15 protein-coding genes and 1 pseudogene are annotated in these 17997 nt (G+C 58.2%); 12 read left to right on the top strand and 4 right to left on the bottom strand.

Annotation, left to right across the window (positions count from 1 at the left end; genetic code table 11):
* Window positions 1–23 precede the first annotated feature (23 nt).
* The 5 genes from nqrF (at window position 24) to CFN46_RS01935 (ending at window position 4650) form a co-directional block, all read left to right on the top strand.
* Window positions 24–1256, top strand: coding sequence for an NADH:ubiquinone reductase (Na(+)-transporting) subunit F (nqrF, locus tag CFN46_RS01955; protein WP_024950632.1), 1233 nt, complete (start codon window positions 24–26; stop codon window positions 1254–1256).
* 3 nt (window positions 1257–1259) lie between these two features.
* The gene (locus CFN46_RS01950; protein WP_254918378.1) at window positions 1260–2333 is read left to right on the top strand and encodes an FAD:protein FMN transferase; all 1074 of its coding nucleotides are present in this window, start codon (window positions 1260–1262) and stop codon (window positions 2331–2333) included.
* 111 nt (window positions 2334–2444) lie between these two features.
* Window positions 2445–2696: a (Na+)-NQR maturation NqrM gene (gene nqrM / locus CFN46_RS01945; protein WP_088742552.1), complete on the top strand. Its 252-nt coding sequence runs from the start codon at window positions 2445–2447 to the stop codon at window positions 2694–2696.
* A 102-nt stretch (window positions 2697–2798) separates the two neighbouring features.
* On the top strand, window positions 2799–4238 hold the full coding sequence (gene sthA / locus CFN46_RS01940) for a Si-specific NAD(P)(+) transhydrogenase (protein ID WP_254918377.1): 1440 nt from the start codon (window positions 2799–2801) through the stop codon (window positions 4236–4238).
* 103 nt (window positions 4239–4341) lie between these two features.
* Window positions 4342–4650, top strand: coding sequence for a YrhK family protein (locus tag CFN46_RS01935; RefSeq protein ID WP_024950628.1), 309 nt, complete (start codon window positions 4342–4344; stop codon window positions 4648–4650).
* A gap of 50 nt (window positions 4651–4700) precedes the next feature.
* Here the strand turns inward: CFN46_RS01935 and CFN46_RS01930 are convergent, their stop codons facing one another.
* From CFN46_RS01930 to CFN46_RS01920, 3 genes are all read right to left on the bottom strand, one after another.
* Window positions 4701–5573 (bottom strand): hypothetical protein, encoded by an 873-nt coding sequence (locus CFN46_RS01930; protein ID WP_024950627.1) that lies wholly within the window; start codon window positions 5571–5573, stop codon window positions 4701–4703.
* 232 nt (window positions 5574–5805) lie between these two features.
* On the bottom strand, window positions 5806–6726 hold the full coding sequence (locus tag CFN46_RS01925) for a carbon-nitrogen hydrolase (protein WP_088742551.1): 921 nt from the start codon (window positions 6724–6726) through the stop codon (window positions 5806–5808).
* Window positions 6726–7793 carry an agmatine/peptidylarginine deiminase gene (locus CFN46_RS01920; protein WP_088742550.1) on the bottom strand — a complete coding sequence of 356 codons (1068 nt, stop codon included), beginning with the start codon at window positions 7791–7793 and terminating at the stop codon, window positions 6726–6728. Before CFN46_RS01920 ends, CFN46_RS01925 begins: the two co-directional genes overlap by 1 nt.
* A gap of 256 nt (window positions 7794–8049) precedes the next feature.
* On the opposite strand from CFN46_RS01920, the gene CFN46_RS01915 reads away from it, so the two are divergent.
* Both CFN46_RS01915 and CFN46_RS01910 read left to right on the top strand, forming a co-directional pair.
* On the top strand, window positions 8050–9294 hold the full coding sequence (locus CFN46_RS01915) for a lipoprotein-releasing ABC transporter permease subunit (RefSeq protein ID WP_024950625.1): 1245 nt from the start codon (window positions 8050–8052) through the stop codon (window positions 9292–9294).
* Between the two features lie 73 nt (window positions 9295–9367).
* Complete coding sequence (locus tag CFN46_RS01910; RefSeq protein ID WP_088742691.1) at window positions 9368–10069, top strand: ABC transporter ATP-binding protein; 702 nt, start codon at window positions 9368–9370, stop codon at window positions 10067–10069.
* Window positions 10070–10190: 121 nt separating this feature from the next.
* Here CFN46_RS01910 and CFN46_RS01905 read toward each other — a convergent pair whose 3' ends face one another.
* On the bottom strand, window positions 10191–10736 hold the full coding sequence (locus CFN46_RS01905; protein WP_088742549.1) for a DUF2062 domain-containing protein: 546 nt from the start codon (window positions 10734–10736) through the stop codon (window positions 10191–10193).
* 187 nt (window positions 10737–10923) lie between these two features.
* Between CFN46_RS01905 and CFN46_RS01900 the strand changes: the two genes are divergently transcribed.
* From CFN46_RS01900 to lpxK, 5 genes and pseudogenes are all read left to right on the top strand, one after another.
* The gene (locus CFN46_RS01900; RefSeq protein WP_176426395.1) at window positions 10924–13863 is read left to right on the top strand and encodes a DNA internalization-related competence protein ComEC/Rec2; all 2940 of its coding nucleotides are present in this window, start codon (window positions 10924–10926) and stop codon (window positions 13861–13863) included.
* A gap of 118 nt (window positions 13864–13981) precedes the next feature.
* A pseudogene (locus CFN46_RS01895) lies at window positions 13982–14590 on the top strand (MotA/TolQ/ExbB proton channel family protein); the annotation flags it as partial.
* Window positions 14591–14757: 167 nt separating this feature from the next.
* The gene (locus CFN46_RS01890) at window positions 14758–15183 is read left to right on the top strand and encodes a biopolymer transporter ExbD (protein ID WP_024950619.1); all 426 of its coding nucleotides are present in this window, start codon (window positions 14758–14760) and stop codon (window positions 15181–15183) included.
* Between the two features lie 28 nt (window positions 15184–15211).
* On the top strand, window positions 15212–16960 hold the full coding sequence (gene msbA / locus CFN46_RS01885; RefSeq protein ID WP_024950618.1) for a lipid A export permease/ATP-binding protein MsbA: 1749 nt from the start codon (window positions 15212–15214) through the stop codon (window positions 16958–16960).
* Window positions 16957–17946: a tetraacyldisaccharide 4'-kinase gene (lpxK, locus tag CFN46_RS01880; protein WP_024950617.1), complete on the top strand. Its 990-nt coding sequence runs from the start codon at window positions 16957–16959 to the stop codon at window positions 17944–17946. The genes msbA and lpxK overlap by 4 nt, the downstream gene beginning before the upstream one ends.
* The last annotated feature ends 51 nt before the right edge of the window (window positions 17947–17997 follow it).

The raw sequence follows: 17997 nt of genomic DNA, 5'->3' as shown, positions 1-17997 counted from the left end.
CAACCGAGCATAAGGAAACCGACATGGTTGATATTTCCATCATCGTGCTCGGCGTTGTCATGTTCACCGTGGTCGTTATCGGCCTGGTGCTCGTGATCCTCGCAGCACGCAGCAAGCTGGTCTCGAGTGGCGACGTCCAGATCGAGATCAATGGCGATCCTGCCAATACCCTGACAACCCAGGCCGGCGGCAAGCTGCTGCAGACCTTGGCAGCCAATGGCATCTTCCTGTCCTCCGCCTGTGGCGGCGGCGGTTCCTGTGCCCAATGCAAGTGCCGGATCTCTGAAGGCGGCGGCTCCATCCTGCCGACAGAAGAGTCCCACTTCACCATGGGTGAGAAGAAGGAAGGCTGGCGTCTGTCGTGTCAGGTCCCGGTCAAGCAGGACATGAAGGTCGAGGTTCCGGAAGAGATCTTCGGCGTCAAGAAGTGGGAAACCACGGTCAGCGCCAACCCGAACGTCGCGACCTTCATCAAGGAGTTGAACCTGGAACTGCCGGAAGGTGAGGAAGTCAACTTCCGCGCCGGTGGTTACGTTCAGCTGGAAGCGCCGGTTTACGATATCAAGTTCTCCGACTTCGACATCGATGAAGAATATCGTGGCGACTGGGAGAAGTTTGGCCTGTTCAACATTCAGCACAAGAATGAAGAGCCGGTGATTCGTGCTTACTCGATGGCGAACTATCCGGAAGAGTACGGCATCCTGAAGTTCAACATTCGTGTCGCGACGCCGCCGCCCAACAGCCAACATCCTCCGGGTCTGATGTCCACCTATGTCTTCTCTCTGAAGCCGGGCGACAAGATCACCGTGATGGGGCCGTTTGGTGAGTTCTTCGCCAAGGACACTGATGCTGAGATGGTCTTCATCGGTGGTGGTGCTGGCATGGCGCCGATGCGCAGCCATATCTTCGATCAGCTCAAGCGTCTGAACTCTACGCGCAAGATCTCGTTCTGGTACGGCGCGCGCTCCATGCGCGAGTCGTTCTATAACGAGGAATACGACCTGCTGGCCGAAGAAAATGATAACTTCGAGTGGCATCTGGCGCTGTCTGATCCGCAGCCAGAGGACGACTGGGAAGGAGCAACAGGCTTCATCCACAATGTTCTCTATGAGAATTATCTCAAGGATCACCCAGCCCCTGAAGATTGCGAGTACTACATGTGCGGTCCGCCCATGATGAACGCCGCGGTCGTCAAGATGCTGACTGACCTGGGCGTGGAGCCGGAGAACATCCTGCTCGATGACTTCGGTGGTTGATCGATGATGTCACGCGTCGCAAGACGACTGGCAGGGCCGGCCCTCATGGGGCTGGCCCTGCTGGTTGCAGGCTGTGAAAATTCCAGCAACCCTGAGTTGCACCGTTTTGCCGGGCCCATCTTCGGCACCGGTTTCCACGTCAGTGTAGTGGGGGATCTGGATGCGGATGAGGTGGCAGACCTCAAACAAGCCAGTGTCGAGGCGCTGAATAAGGTCGATTGGCAGATGTCGACCTACAAGGACACCTCGGAGCTCTCGAAACTGAATCAGGCACCGGTGGATGTGCCCGTCACGCTGTCTGATGATCTGGCGCATGTGCTCAGTGAGGCGCAGGATGTCGGTAACCGTTCGGATGGTGCCTTTGATGTCACGGTAGGTCCTGCGGTCAACCTGTGGGGCTTCGGACCGGATGCACGTCTGGACAAGGCGCCCAGTGATGCGCAGATTGCCGAAGCCTTGGCCAAGGTCGATCACCTGGCACTTGAGCTTGATGGTAATACGGTGATCAAACGCAAGCCGGTGTACACCGATCTATCGGGTATCGCCAAGGGCTTCGGTGTTGATCGAGTGGCCGATGCGCTCGAGGCAAAGGGTATCGAGAATTACCTGGTTGAGGTCGGTGGCGAGATTCGCGTCAAGGGCGAGAAACCTGGTGGTAAACCATGGCGGATCGCTATCGAAGCGCCGAAGTCATTCGAGCGTTCCGTGCAGCGCATCATCAATCCGGGCAATGCGGCGGTGGCCACTTCTGGTGATTATCGCAACTACTTCGAGCAGGATGGTGTGCGTTACTCGCATACCATTGATCCACGTACCGGTCGGCCCATTCAGCATCGTCTGGCCTCCGTTACCGTGATCACGCCGAACTGTTCGACGGCTGATGCCTGGGCCACGGCACTTAACGTGCTGGGCGCTGACAAGGCCATGGCGACGGCAAAACGTGAGAACATTGCGGCCTACTTCATTGTCAAAACCAAAGATGGCTTCGAGCAGTCCTGGAGTCCGGCATTCGCGCCTTACCTGAAGGATGCGCCGGTCGCAGGAGCTGACAAGTCTGCAGGCAAGACGGTTCACTAAGCAGTTCTGAATCGTTGCCTGTGTCTGATGTATGACGGTGCCTATCCTCATGATGCTCTATCACGAGACACAGGCCCGTTCCGTAGGGGGATAACCCCGGGAGAAACTGACATGACTATCTGGTTACTGGTGTTCGCGGCCATGCTGCTGCTGATTGCAGCAATGGCTGTCGGGGTATTGATGGGTGGCAAGCCGATTGCCGGTTCTTGTGGTGGACTCAATAACCTCGGGCTCAAGGATGGCTGTGATATCTGCGGTGGCAAGGACGAGGAGTGCGAGAAAGAACAGGATCGTCAGCGCTTGATGGCACAGAGCGGTGGTAAGCCGGCCAGTGATCTGGCTTACGAAGCTCCGCGTCGCTGATTTGCTATACGTGACTCTACGCATGGCTCAATGCCTGCCGGCCTGACGACTGGCCAGCCGCCGGTTCTGCTATGACGGAGTTGCTCTCAATGAGAGTGACCTGTGGTAGCAGGGCCGGCTCACGAACAATCAAGGAGCAAATCGAGTCTCATGGCAGTCTATAACTACGATGTGGTCGTGATCGGTACCGGTCCGGCGGGGGAAAGTGCTGCCGTCAATGCAGCCAAGCATGGCAAGCGCGTCGCAGTCATCGAGGCGCAGTCTTCGGTGGGTGGCAACTGCACCCACAAGGGCACCATTCCCTCCAAGGCGCTGCGTCACGCGGTCAAGCAGATCATCGAGTTCAACACCAATCGCATGTTCCGCGACATTGGTGAGCCGCGCTGGTTCTCCTTCCCCAAGGTACTGGAGCGCTCGCGCCGTACCATCGAACAGCAGGTCGAGATGCGTACGCGCTTCTACGCCCGCAACCGCATTGATGTCTTCTTCGGGACGGCGCGTTTCAAGGACGAGCACACCGTCGTGGTGCGTGATGCCCATGAGGGTGTCGAGGAGCTACATGCCGAGAAGGTCGTCATCGCGACGGGCTCTCGCCCTTATCGTCCGGCTGACGTCAATTTCCGTCATCCGCGCATCTATTGCTCCGACACCATCCTGGGTCTGTCGCATACGCCACGCACGCTGATCATCTACGGTGCTGGTGTTATTGGCTCTGAATATGCCTCTATTTTCTCGGGTCTTGGCGTCAAGGTTGATCTGATCGATACGCGTGATCGTCTGTTGTCGTTCCTGGATAACGAGATTTCCGATGCGCTGTCCTATCACCTGCGTAATAACGGGGTGCTGGTACGCCACAACGAGGAATATGAGCGCATCGAGGGCGATGAGTCCGGTGTGGTCGTACATCTGAAGTCAGGCAAGAAGCTGCGTGCAGATGCCTTCCTATGGGCCAATGGCCGTACAGGCAATACTGATAGTCTTGGCCTCGAGAATGTTGGCCTGCAGGCCAATGGCCGTGGCCAACTGACAGTGGATGAGCAGTACCGTACCAGCTTGGACCACGTCTATGCTGTGGGTGATGTGATCGGTTGGCCGAGCCTGGCCTCTGCTGCCTATGATCAGGGGCGTTATGCCTCTGCCAATCTGCTGGGCGAAGACTTCAAATTTGTCAGCGAAGTGCCGACCGGCATTTATACCATCCCCGAGATCAGTTCGGTGGGTCGTGGTGAGTCGGAGCTAACGGAAGCACGTATTCCCTATGAAGTCGGGCAGGCGTTCTTCAAGGACACTGCGCGTGCTCAGATCACCGGCGATACCGTCGGCATGCTCAAGATTCTGTTCCACCGGGATACGCTGGAGATCCTGGGCATCCACTGCTTCGGTGATCAGGCCTCCGAGATCGTGCACATCGGTCAGGCCATCATGCAGCAGGAAGGTGAGGCGAATACGCTCAAGTACTTCGTCAATACCACCTTCAACTACCCGACGATGGCGGAAGCCTATCGTGTGGCAGCCATGAATGGATTGAATCGTCTGTTCTGATGATGGCCTGTCAGTGATAACGAGCGATAAAGGCCTCGGCACTTCTGGTGCCGAGGCCTTTTGGTATTGGCACGGTGGTTTGGCAAAGATAGGGGAATAATGCATGAGTCAGCATACGGCGTACGATACGCAAGACACACTTGAAGACGATCCGGCAACGGACTTGACCTTCCGCCTCGGCCGCGAAGAGTTGATTATCCACCGCCGCTATGAACTGGCCAGCATCATCAATGAGCTGGTGTTAGGAATACTGTTCACCGTGGGTAGTGTGTGTTTCTTCTGGGAGCAGTGGATGACACTTGGCGTCTGGCTCTTCGTGATTGGCTCCGTGCAGTTGACCCTCAAGCCAATTATCCGCCTGGCGCGCCGCATGCATCTCAAGCGATTGCCCGAGTCGGCACTGGATCTCTAACACTCTGTCCCATCAGCCTCATCTCGTCTGCCAGCTGGCTTGAGCAACCGTCAGCGGTAACGATGTACACGCAAGCTCTTGAGGAACGGCTCATCCTCAATGCGAACATCGCCACGCCGTGCGCGCGTACGCTCTGTCGGTGGCGTGCTCGGCGGTTGATTGAGGGAGGGCAGGCGCAGGTCATCGTGAGGCAGGAATAGCGGTAACGACACGTTCAATGCACGGCGTGTACGAGGCGCTTCTCCATCGTCACGCAGTACCGGCTCACGATAGAACAGGTTGGCGCGCATCAGCGGTGCCTGTGGCTGTATGCGTGTCAATATCTCATCCGGAGGTAGGCCCGCGAGCAGGCGTAGCTGCAAGCGAACATGCTCGGCCTCAGTATCCAGCTTCATCAGCAGTGCCTCGCAATCTGCCACGCTGATGCGCTGGATGGAGCGTCCAGAACTGTACCAGGCAAAACGTACGCGAGCGACAGAGGCTTCTGCGACTGGCACGCGTCGCCAGCATTGTTTTAGGTGCAGTCGAGCAAGGCCATCACCCCTGAGGTGCTGGTTCAATCCTGGATGGCGGAAAGGCAGAATCGCCTTGAGCTCCGACAGTTGCTCAGGGTACTTCTCGCGAAGTTCAGCGAAAAGTCTAGCGAGACGTTCCTTGGCCAGGTTGAGCTCGGCCACTGCATCTATCACCGCAGATCCAGCTGCTACCACCCCGAGGTAGGGGCGAGTCACGCGGCCATCCTGACCGTCTTGATACCAGACATCTTGCAGAGCCAAGCGCAGCCAATCGATGTCGGCAGTACCACCATCCATTCGCCATAATGGTGAATCTTCCTCGCTGACCGCAGTAATGACCTGTTCTGCAGCGATTATTTGCTCATCAAAGGCCGCTTCGATGCGGGCCATCAACTGGTATTCGGGCATGGTATGCGTCCTGATGTCGGCAGGCCTAAGCTGATTATTGTTATCGCGTTATATTGTTTAGCGTAGCTCGACGCCAATGGCAAGTCACCATAGGTGACAGAGGTGGGTCGACAGGTGAAGTGGCAAAGCGATAAATGATGCAGTGGTCATGTTACTGAGAAACTTGAGTATCAAGCAGCAAGGGCGCCTCGAGAGGCGCCCTTGTGGTGTGTGGTGAGCATGACGCTAGGGACTAGCGGTCGCGATAGCGTTCAGTGAGGTCGCCATAGGCATCGATGCGGCGATCACGTAGATAGGGCCAGATGCGGCGTACGTCTTCACTCCGTGCCAGGTCCACCTCGACCAATAGCTCTTCGGCCGCAACGCCGCCATGCGCGAGCAGCTCTCCCTGCGGCCCGCAGATGAAGCTCCCTCCCCAGAACTGGATGCCATCGCTGACGGCAGAAGGATCTGCCTCATGACCGACGCGATTGGCAACGATCACCGGCACGCCATTGGCGACGCCGTGACTACGCTGGATCAGTGTCCAGGCATCTTTCTGACGTGCCTTCTCGGCCTCGTCATCACGCGGGTCCCAGCCAATCGCGGTGGGATAGAGCAGCAGCTCTGCACCGGCGAGTGCCATCAGGCGTGCGCCTTCCGGATACCACTGGTCCCAGCAGACTTGTACGCCAAGGCGCCCCACGGAGGTATCGATGGGCTCGAAACCACGTCGTGGCACTTGCAGGCTCGGGGCATCGCCCGGCGTGAAGTAGAACTTCTCGTAGAAGCCGGGATCATCCGGGATATGCATCTTGCGGAACGTGCCTACCAGTCCAGAGGCCTTGTCGAGCACGACTGCTGTGTTGTGGTAGACGCCCGCTGCGCGTCGCTCGAAGATCGAGCCGACGATGACCAGCTCAAGTTCAGCAGCAAGGTCTGCCAGACGCTGAGTCGTCGGCCCATCGATGGCCTCGGCGAGGTCGAAGAGGTCAGTGTCTTCGGTCTGGCAGAAGTAGTGACTGGCATGCAGCTCCTGCAGCATTACAAGCTCAGCACCGTCTGCTGCCAGACGGCGGATGGCCGCCTCGCTGGCCGCCAGGCTTTTGGCCTTGTCAGGCCAGGCCTGCTGCTGGACAACACCGACCTTGAGCGTACGGCGAGAAGCAGGCATCAGTAGTCTCCTTGATGAGATGACACGGCGACATCGGCAAGCGTGCCACGCGGCAATTGCATGGTCATGCAGTGCAGGCTGCCATGTTGGCGAATCACGGCGCGACAGTCGACAGGAATGATGTCGCGTTTCGGGAAGGCGCTCGCGAGGGCTTTCAGAGCAGCCATATCGTGACGGTCGGCATAGGTCGGTACCAGTACCGCGCCGTTGATGATCAGGAAGTTGGCATAGGTCGCGGGAAGGCGGTGGCCATCATCGGGATCAAAGCAGGCGTCAGGCCATGGCAGCGGCACCAGGAAGTAGGGGTCGCCATTGGCATCCAGCATGCCTTCAAGCTCGGCTTCCATCGCCTTGAGCGCCGGGTAGTGCGGGTCCCGCGTATCGTTACAGCGCACGTAAGCGATGGTACGTGGGTCGCAGAAACGCGCCAGTGTATCGACATGACTATCCGTGTCATCGCCTTCGAGATGGCCGTGGGTCAGCCACAGAATGCGTTCAACACCGAAGTCGGCCTTGAGCTGGGATTCGACCTCTTCACGACTCAATCCAGCGTTGCGATTGTCGTTGAGCAGGCAGGCTTCAGTGGTCAGCAGTGTACCCTGGCCATCGCTTTCGATCGCGCCGCCTTCGAGAATGAAGTCACGGCTTTCCACTGGGCAGGCAAAGACACCTTGCTTGGCCAGCGTGCGTGTCAGTGCGTTGTCTCGCGCCGCTTTGAACTTGCCGCCCCAGCCGGTAAAGGTGTAGTCGAGCAATACTGGCTTGCCATCACGTTCAATGGCGATCGGACCGTGATCACGCACCCAGGTATCGTCCAATGGCGCGACATACAGATGGAGGCGCTCGGCTGACATGCCAAAACTTGCAAAACGGGACGCCAGGCGCTCGCGTGTTACTTCATCGCAGACGCTGATCAGTACTTTTTGATAGCGACTGATGGCAATCGCCATGGCTTCACAGGTGGCTTCAATGCTCTCGAGCATTTCGTTCCAGTCGCTGTGCGGGCTGGGCCAGCTGAGCTGGATGGCGTCCTGTGGATGCCATTCGGCGAACAGTCGGGTGGCCATGGGCATCTCCCTGATGGCTGAAACATGAATAGGCGAGCGGTTGGACAACGTACGGCGCGCGATGATAGCAGAGCCATGCGCAGGTGCTAGCCTTCTGAGAATTACCTGCCGATTTCTTTATCCTTCATGCCTCCACGTGGTTCATGCTGTCCTCATATGAGGGCTGGCAAACTGCATTCGATTGTGGCCCCATGCGCCGAGCACGCGGAATGCGTATCATGACCCGCGACCCTGACCCAAGGAATCGACTTCGATGCTGCTGGATCGCTTACCCTTTCTTATTGGCCTGCGCTATACCCGCGCCAAGCGCCGTAATCACTTCATTTCGTTCATTTCCCTGACCTCGATGCTGGGCCTGTCGCTGGGCGTCGCCGTGCTGATTCTAGTGTTGTCGGTGATGAACGGCTTCGACCACGAGTTGCGTACGCGTGTATTGGGCATGGTGCCCCATGTACGTGTCGAGGCGCGCGATAGTGTTACTGACTGGAAGACACTTGCCGGTCAGTTGCGTGAAAAGCCGCACGTCGTCGGTGCTGCGCCCTATATCGAGCAGCAGGGCATGTTTACTGCCAATGGCCGCAACAAGGGCGCGCTGGTGACGGGGGTTGATCCGAAGGCGGAAGACCAGGTCTCCATCATCAGTGATCATATGGTACACGGCAGTCTCGCGGATCTGACGCCCGGTAGTTGGGGCATCGTGATGGGAGAGTTACTGGCGCGCAATCTTGGCGTTGGCGTGGGTGATCGCGTCACGTTGTTGGTGCCTGAGGCCTCCATTACGCCAGGCGGTATCTTTCCGCGTCTCAAGCGCTTCACGGTGACCGGTATCTTCAAGGTCGGCGCCGATGTGGATGCCAGTCTGGCCTATACCGATATCAGTGATATGGCCAAGCTTGCACGCTTCAAGGAAGGCGATGTTCAGGGTATTCGCCTCAAGCTGGATGACCTGTTCAGCGCAGATCAGGTGACGCAAGATATTGTCAGTCAGCTTGGGCCGCAATATCGCGGCATGGATTGGAAGCGTACACATGGCAACTTGTTCGCGGCAATCCAGATGGAAAAGAACATGATCGGCCTGTTGCTGATGGTGATCGTTGCTGTCGCGGCCTTCAACATCGTCTCTACACTGGTGATGATGGTGACTGACAAGCATGCCGACATCGCGATACTGCGAACGTTAGGCGCGAAGCCCGGCACCATCATGGGTATCTTTATCGTACAGGGGCTGACTATCGGGGTAATGGGCATCGTGATCGGCGCCATTGCCGGGGTGGCCTTGGCGTTGAGCGTGTCTGACATCATTGCCTGGGTGCAGGCGACCTTCGGTATCCAGTTCCTTGATCCCAATGTCTACTTCATCAGCTATCTGCCTTCGCGCCTTGAGGCCAGTGATATGGGTGTGATCATCGGCTCTGCGCTGGTGCTCAGCTTCCTGTCGACGCTGTACCCGGCCTGGCGTGCCTCGCGCATTCAGCCGGCAGAGGTGCTGCGCTATGAGTAATATGCCTTCTTCCTCTGACGTGACACCCCGTACTGCTGCTGGAGAGATTGCCATGCCTACGCCGGCGACTGACATGCCTGCCTTTGACCGTTCTCAGGGTGAGCCAATGCTGATCTGCGAGAAGCTTAGTCGCAGCTACGATGAAGGCCCGCAGAAAGTGCAGGTGCTGGAGAATCTGGAGCTGTGCGTGCGTGCCGGTGAGCGAGTCGCGGTGGTCGGCAGCTCCGGCTCTGGCAAGACGACATTGCTCAATCTGCTCGGCGGGCTTGACCACCCGAGTCAGGGCGTGGTCAAGGTGGCAGGCCAGCGTCTCTCCACATTGAATGAGGCGGCCCTTGGCAGCTTCCGCAATCAACACATCGGGTTCGTTTATCAGTTTCACCACCTGTTGGCGGAGTTCAGCGCCGAAGAAAACGTGGCGATGCCACTGATTATTCGTGGCCAGAAGCGTGCTGAAGCCGCCATCAAGGCGCGTAAGCTGTTGGAGCGAGTAGGCATGGGGCCGCGTGCCAATCACAAGCCTGGTGAGCTGTCAGGGGGGGAGCGTCAGCGTGTGGCAATTGCACGAGCACTAGTCACTGACCCAAGCCTGGTGCTGATGGACGAGCCGACTGGCAATCTGGACCAGACCACTGCCGCGCGCATTCTGGAGTTGATGGACGATATCGCGCGTGAGGCGCAGGCTGCCTTCATCGTCGTGACTCACGACGTAGGCTTGGCGGCGCACCAGCACCGTGTGCTGCGCCTTGACGGTGGCAAGCTGCACGAGGATTGAGTCGCGCTACCGTAACGCTTGGATAAAAAACGCCCCCGCCATCGAAAGATGGTGGGGGCGTTTTTTGTGCGCGATGGCTGAGCGTGTCGATCAATTATTCAGGCAGTAGTCAGCAGCAATATCAGGTTTTCGATTTTTCGCCACGGCGAGCGGCGGCTCGCGCCTTGCGGCGACTGCGCCAGCTACGTACGACTTGATAACGCCACAGCAATCGCACCAGCAGGTTACCGAGTACGGCGATCACGATAGCGCTGACCAGCGAGCCGAGCGCCAATGCAGGAAGAATATCCTCCAGCTGACTGGCAAACCAGGCCGTGGAGACTTGGTCTGGCATCGCTCGTGTCGGAGTATCCAGCATCCAGGCACCCACGCGATAGGTCGCGTAGAAGACGACCGGCATGGTCAGTGGGTTGGTAATCCACACCAGACCGACCGACAACGCGAGGTTGCAACGCAGAGCCCAGGCGCCAAAAGCCGCCAATACCATTTGAAAGGGTATCGGTAATAACGCACAGAACAGACCCACCATGAAGGCATTGGCCACGGTTCTCCGTGACAACGCCCACAGTGCGGGATCAGCAATCAGGTGATGCATGAAGCGCAGAGACTTCTTGCGCCTGAGGGCATCGGGTTCTGGCATGAACCGTTTGAGTAGACGACGAGGCATGACTTGGCCATTTGGCATTCAACGCCGGCCATTATCCATACATGACTGCAGGACTGCCATGCTGTGTGTGCAGTAAAGCGGTCCGTCATGCGCAACCAGCGTCTTTTAATCCGGCACCGAGCACAAGGAAGAGCCCGCTATGCCCGATGGCACGCGGCATGTGTCACCTCCAAGGGTGTCGAGTGGCATGTCGGAAGTCACCTTGAACAACTCCCATCATTTGCCACTGTTTCGGCTATCGCCAACCTGTCTGGCGCAATGGCTCATCGGTGTCATGGCAGGTCTGTGGTTATCTCGTCATGGTGAATGGGCTGCAGATTGGCAGGCGCGCTCGACGGAGGGGCTGACGCCTGATGTCACGTTGAGCCCCGATGCGTGGCTCACGGATACCATGTTGCTGCCAGGCCTGATGCTTAGCTTCATGTTGCTACTATCGCTGTTCAGCACAGTCAGGTTTGATGTCGGCGGTTCTCGTGAGTCTTTCCGTGGTAGGCGATTGAGGCATGTTCTGAAGCGTTGTCAGTTGAACGGTATGCGAAGTCTTGGTGCGCTGTGGCTGGGCATCATGCTCGGGCTTTTGCATCAGCCGTTGCTGATGCCAGAGGCACTATCGCGCGAGCAGGTCTGGTTGGAAGGGCGCGTTGCGCAGGCGAGTCAGGCAGCGCCTTCGCCGAGGGAATCGGCGCGTATGGTGCTGAAGGTTACGAGTTGCCGACCCTTTGCACCTTCGACGGCCAACGCTCCTGATACTTTTCGTTCAGTAACTTTGGAAAAAAATTCCTCGGCGAAACTGTCGGGCAAGCGCTTCGCTTGTCAGCGTCTTGAAGGACAGCATATTCAACTACGGCGTTATTGGCCGCGCCGAGCGGGGGCCGACCACGCTCCTGAGCGTTGGCAGGTCGGTGAGCGCTGGAAATTAGTGGCGCGGCTAGTGCCGGTAAGTGGTAGCAGCAACCCTGGTGAGCGCGACGCGTTCGATCGTGTCGGCTGGCTGTGGCGCGAAGGCTTGGTCGCCACGGGATATGTGAGGCATGAAGAGAGAGCGCAGCGACTGTCATCGCCTCAAGGGTTATCAGTTCTGCGCTTACGAGCGGAGCAGACGTTATGGCAACGTTGTGAAGGGGATACCGACCGGAGCATTGAGGACAACATCGAGAGGGGAGATGAGAAAGGCGCTGAGATGATTGAATGGGCCACCAGCCCCTGTCGCTGGCTGGCCGCCTTGACGTTGGGGCGTGCGTCGGCGCTGACACGCGAAGACTGGAATACGCTCAATGCCACGGGGCTGACGCATCTGGCGGTAGTGTCTGGCTTGCATGTCGGTTTGATGGTCAGCCTGACGCTACTGCTCGCTTTCGGTAGCTTGCGACTGCTGCGGCCGGCTGATTGGCGTTTTAGTGCAGCGCCTTGGTGGCTAGCGTTCGTGGCAGCCTGGAGCTTCGCGTTACTTGCCGGGCTAGCCCCTCCAGCACTGCGAGCTGCGCTGATGGCAAGTGTCGGGCTATGGATGGCCAGCGGTCGCAGTGGTCTGGGAGTCTGGCAGGTGTGGATGCTGGCCTTGATCACGGTATTGGTACTGGACCCATTAGCGCTGTGGCGACCGGGCACCTGGTTATCTTTTGTGGCGGTGGCTGTGCTGTTGCTGGCATGGCAGGGACGAGCACGCCCACGCGGTTTGATGGGCTGGTGTCTCGCAACCTTGCGCAGCCAGTGGCTGTTGTCGTTGGCAATGGGCGCGGCCTTGCTGGTATGGCGTGGGCAGTTGTCACTGCTCTCGTTACCGATGAATCTGGTCATGGCGCCGCTGGTGACTCTGCTGGTCGTTCCGCTCGGCATGTTGGGCTGGGCGCTGGCAGGCATCGAGTATCTACTGGCGGCGAGTGGATTCATTCCAGAGGAGATGGCAGGTATAAGCGGAGCTGGATTGAGTGGAATGCTGTGGCAGTGGTTAGCACACGGAGTGGCGCTGGGAGTCGCAACACTGACGCCCATCGCCGAGTCGTACGGTATGTGGCCATCCTGGGATGTATCGACAGGATTGGCAGAGTCGTGGGTGTTGGCTGCCGCATTGGTCACGCTGCTATCAGCCTGGTTGGCAAGCGGAGTGCCGGGAATCGATGCGAACATGAGGCGTGTCTGCAGCGTGGTAGCGGTGATATGGGGACTAGCACTTGGAGGCACGCTGCTGATGCCTTCTTCTTTCATTGAGATGAAAAGCTCACGGCCGTATGCATCACGCTCGTCGCATGATCCCGCGCTCAGCGTAACGGTGCATGATGTTGGACAAGGACTGGCCGTCTCGCTGGTGATCGGGGTGAGTTCGGAGGATGCATTGCAGTTCTTGGCCACGCCGTCCGTTCCTCGCCTTTGGCGCTATGATCTCGGCGCTGGCTCAACCTATGGTGCACCGCGGATCGCCTCATTGTTGCCATCGCTATCATCTGAGGGCGCGTCACAAGGTGTCATCATCAGCCATGCCGATGAGGACCATGCGGGAGGCGTCTCGGCGCTATCGGCCGCAGATATTGTTGAACTGTGGGTGCCAGATGGGCAGCGTACCCGACTCCTCAAAAAGGCCGGCGGGCTTGCTTCAGTGCCTCTCAAGGCATGTGTGGCAGGGCGCAAGGTCGTACTCGGTCACGTTGAAGGCAAGTCTCTGATGATGGAAGTACTGTGGCCTTCCCAAGGGCTGAAAACACGCAATGATAATGCGCATTCTTGCGTCGTGTTGATTCAGCACGGAACGCGACCCTTGGCACTGTTGACAGGAGATATCCGCCAACAGGAAGAGCGCCGGATCATTGCGCAGTTGAGGAAACGTCTTGCAGGGAAGTCGCTACCGCTGCTGATCGTCGCGCACCACGGCAGTCGCAGCAGCAGTGGTGATGCATGGCTTGAGGCCCTGTCGCCGCGCCATGCGATCATCAGCGCTGGACGCTACAATCCGCACGGCCATCCTCACGACGATGTGGTGGTTCGTCTGGCGGATCACGCTGAATGTCTATGGCATAGCGGGTTGGATGGTGCGCTGCGTTGGGAGTGGTCGCCCGCGGGTGAACACTTGATACCTGCACGTGGGGCTGCTGGTATCAGTGCGGGGTGCCTTGGGGTAAAATCTGCTGATTGATCAGATGCATGGCGTATTTATGCGCTTTACGCGGCAGGGATGACGCGTACGACATCTGACGACGATAATAATGATTGCCTCCCGGTAATAGAGGCATCGAGACCAAGGGAGAGGTCACATGCTGGAAGCCTTGTACGCTGGGGGAGTCTTGATGCTCCCGATTCTGGGATGTTCGGTCGTTGCACTGGCCATTATCTTCGAGCGCCTGTGGACATTGCGCACGCGACGCATTGCACCGCGTGGGCTAGGGCAAAAAGTGTGTGAACTGATCAGCCAGGGCCAGGTCAATGTCTATTGGCTGGAGAGTCACTCTCCGTTGGGCAACGTGTTGGCGGCCGGATTGCGCAATGCGCGGCTGGGGAATGAGCAGGTACGCGCAAGAATGCAAGAGTCAGCTGTGGCAGTGATTCATGACATGGAGCGCTTCTTGAGCCCGCTGGGCACGATTGCTGCCATCACGCCGTTGCTGGGGTTGCTGGGCACCGTGGTGGGCATGATTGATGTGTTTGCCGTGATCGTGGATGCCGGCAGTGCCGAGCGTGCTCAGGAGCTGGCAGGGGGGATTTCTCAAGCCCTGGTCACTACCGCGTCTGGACTGACGGTCGCGATTCCGGCGCTGATGTTTCACCGCTATTTCCAGCGTCGGGTGGAAGACATCACCGTCAACATGGAAGAGCAGGCTGGGCAGGTAGTGGAATACATTTCCCATCATCAAGGCGAGCTGGGTCTGGCCGAGAGTCACGATGGTATTGATCGCCGTAACGGTCAGGATCGTCGCGAGACGACACCGAGTGACATGCCTGCCTATATGCGGCGCGATGCGGATGACCCGTTCGGTGATGATGGCCGTGCGGATGGCGCCGGTGACAAGGGGGCAGGAATCGGGAGGCCATCATGAGGTTCCCCAGGCGCCAGCGCGAGTCGGTGGAGGTCAATCTCACACCACTGATCGATGTGGTCTTCCTGTTGCTGATTTTCTTCATGGTATCGACCACGTTTGATTCTCGGCGTGCGCTGGATTTGATTCTGCCTCAGTCGAGTCAGGCCAGTGCCGTTGAACAAGCCCCGCTGATCTTGAGTATCGCGGCGGGCGGAGACTTTACGCTCGGGGAGGAGTCCCTCGCCGAGTCTGAGCTAGGAACGCGTCTTGCCGAGTACAAGGATCAGGCTGATCGCTTCGGGTTGATCCTCGAAGCAGATGGCCGCACCCCACATGCCAAGGTGGTGAAGGCATTGGATGCCGCCGCCGCAGTGGGTATTACCCGAGTGCGTATCAGTACGCGTACCGGGACGGATATATCACCACCGGATACCCCCTGAGGGTGCCGCCAAAGTCAATGGAGACCCCGTGAGTCGCGACTCCTCCTGGATTCATTACCGCCGCTTGCTCGGCTATGTTCGTCCGTACTGGAAGATGTTTCTGGCCGCGATTGTGGGCTACATCATCTACGGTGCCTCAAGTACGGCGCTGGCCGAGATGATGAAGCGCCTGATTGACGGCATTCAGAATCCAGATGCTCAGTTCCGACTGTTTCTCCCTCTCTTCGTCATCGGCATGTTTGCGGTGCGTGGTGTGGGTACCTTCCTTGGCACCTACTGCATGAGCGACGTGGCGCGTAACGTCGTGCATACGCTGCGTACCACCGTGTTCAATCACATGCTGCATCTGCCGGGGCGTTATTTTGACGAGAATTCCACTGGCCACCTGATTACCCGTGTGACTTACCATGTCGAGCAGATTACTGGTGCCGCCACCAAGGCGTTAACCATCATCATGCGCGAAGGCTTTTTCGTGCTGGGGCTGCTCAGCTATCTGTTCTGGACCAACTGGAAGCTGACACTGGTCTTCATCGCGGTGACACCGCTGATCGGTTGGGTCGTCAGTTATGCCAGCAAGCGCTTCCGCAAGCTTTCCAAGCGCATCCAGGGTTCCATGGGAGAGGTGACGCATGTCGCCTCAGAGGCCCTTTCCGGGCATCGCGTGGTCCGTACCCACGGTGCGGAAGATTTCGAGAAGGCGCGTTTTGCCGCGGTTAGTGAGTACAACCGTGAGCAGAAGATGAAGGAAGCATTGACCAAGGCCACGGCGACTCCGGTTATCCAGCTATTGATTGCCATCGCGTTGGCAACGTTGGTATGGCTGGCGATGGCCCCGGAGCTGATGGCTGGCATGACGGCAGGCGAATTCGTCGGCTTTATCACCGCCGCTTCGATGATGGCTAAGCCGGTACGTCAGCTGACGGAAGTCAACGGCGAGATCCAGAAAGGCATGGCTGCCTCTGAGGAGCTATTTGGTCTGCTTGATACTCCTCCTGAACCTGACAATGGCACCCTCGTTCCTGACGGACGTCTGGCAGGTCGTGTGCGCTTCGACAACGTGTACTTCCGCTATGCTGCACGCCAACCCGATGTGCTCAAGGGGATTGATCTGGAAGTGAAGGCTGGCCAGATGGTGGCTATCGTTGGGCGTTCCGGATCTGGCAAGTCAACGCTGATGAGCCTGCTGCCGCGCTTCTACGCGCCTACCGAAGGCCGCATTCTGATCGATGATGTCGCGATTGAAGACTACCAGCTGCGTCCGATGCGTCAGCAGATTGCACTGGTTTCGCAAAATGTCACGCTGTTCAATACCAATCTCACTGCCAATATCGCTTACGGCACTGGTGAGGTGGATGTTGAGCGAGTCGAGCAGGCGGCGCGTGCGGCTTACGCACATGAATTTATCGAACGCATGAGCGAAGGTTACAACACCGTTGTTGGCGATAACGGTGTGATGCTTTCCGGTGGTCAGCGGCAGCGCATCGCGATTGCACGTGCTATCTACAAGGATTCGCCGATTCTGGTATTGGATGAGGCAACCTCGGCGCTGGATACTGAATCCGAACGTTATATTCAGCGCGCGCTGGAAGAAGTCTGCCAGGGCCGGACCACCTTCGTGATCGCCCACCGTCTTTCTACCATCGAGAAAGCCGATCGCATCCTCGTGATGGATGACGGCGAGATCATCGAAGACGGTACCCACGAGGAGCTAATTCAGCAGGAGGGCGCTTATGCTGCCCTGCATCGCATTCAGTTCCGGGAGTCAGTCGACGCATGAGTGAACGACTGGTAGACGCCTGGTATCGCGGCGCCACGTGGTTGCATCTATTGCGCCCGCTGGAATATGTCTACAAGGGCGTAGTCGCACGCCGGCGTCAGGCATTCCTCAGCGGCAAGCGTGAGGTATGGAAGGCACCGGTGCCAGTGATCGTGATTGGCAATATTACGGTGGGCGGTACCGGCAAGTCACCGTTGGTGGCTTGGTTGGGCCGCTGGCTGAGTGAGCAAGGCTGGCGGCCGGGCATCATTTCACGCGGCTATGGCGGGCACTCATCGCGTTATCCACTGTTTGTGCAGGCCGATACGGACCCTCAGCACGCTGGCGATGAGCCCGTGATGCTAGCTCAGCAGACCGGCTTGCCGGTGGCGGTCGATCCGGACCGCCCGAGTGCAGCGCGCCGCCTGATTGCGGCGGGCTGTGACATTCTGCTATCCGATGACGGACTCCAGCATCACGCACTGGGGCGCGATATTGAATTGGTCGTCGTGGATGGCGAGCGCGGCTTTGGCAATCAACGTTGCCTGCCTGCCGGACCACTGCGTGAGCCACTGTCGCGTCTGGCCAGTGTTGATGCAGTGATTTCCAATGGCAATATCGACTGCACGTTGCTGCCGGTGGAGTCGCACTGCATGACGCTGACCCCCGTGCATTGGCGTCACCTGATCGACGATGTACGTTATCCGGCCAGCCATCAGCCGTTCAGCGGCTCGGTACATGCATTGGCCGGTATCGGTAATCCTCAGCGCTTCTTCCGTACCTTGACCACGTTGGGGGTGGAGCACATTCCCCATCCACTGGCGGACCATCATCGCTTTACGCCGACGGATCTGCGTTTTTCCGACAACTTGCCGGTGGTGATGACTGCCAAGGACGCCGTGAAATGTCGTCGCTTTGCCAATGAGCGTTGCTGGGCGTTGGACGTTGAGGCGCGCCCGGATCAGGCATTGGTTGAATGGCTCACCAAGCGCCTTGAAGCGCTCTGATACGATAATGATGAGCTGCTCGACACTGTATCGAGCGGCTCGGTCGTCACT

It is taken from the genome of Cobetia sp. QF-1, assembly GCF_002213105.1.
GTDB classification, from domain to species: Bacteria; Pseudomonadota; Gammaproteobacteria; order Pseudomonadales; family Halomonadaceae; genus Cobetia; species Cobetia crustatorum.
Note: the sequence above shows the minus strand (reverse complement) of the source record. Positions and strands in the feature narration are given on the sequence as shown.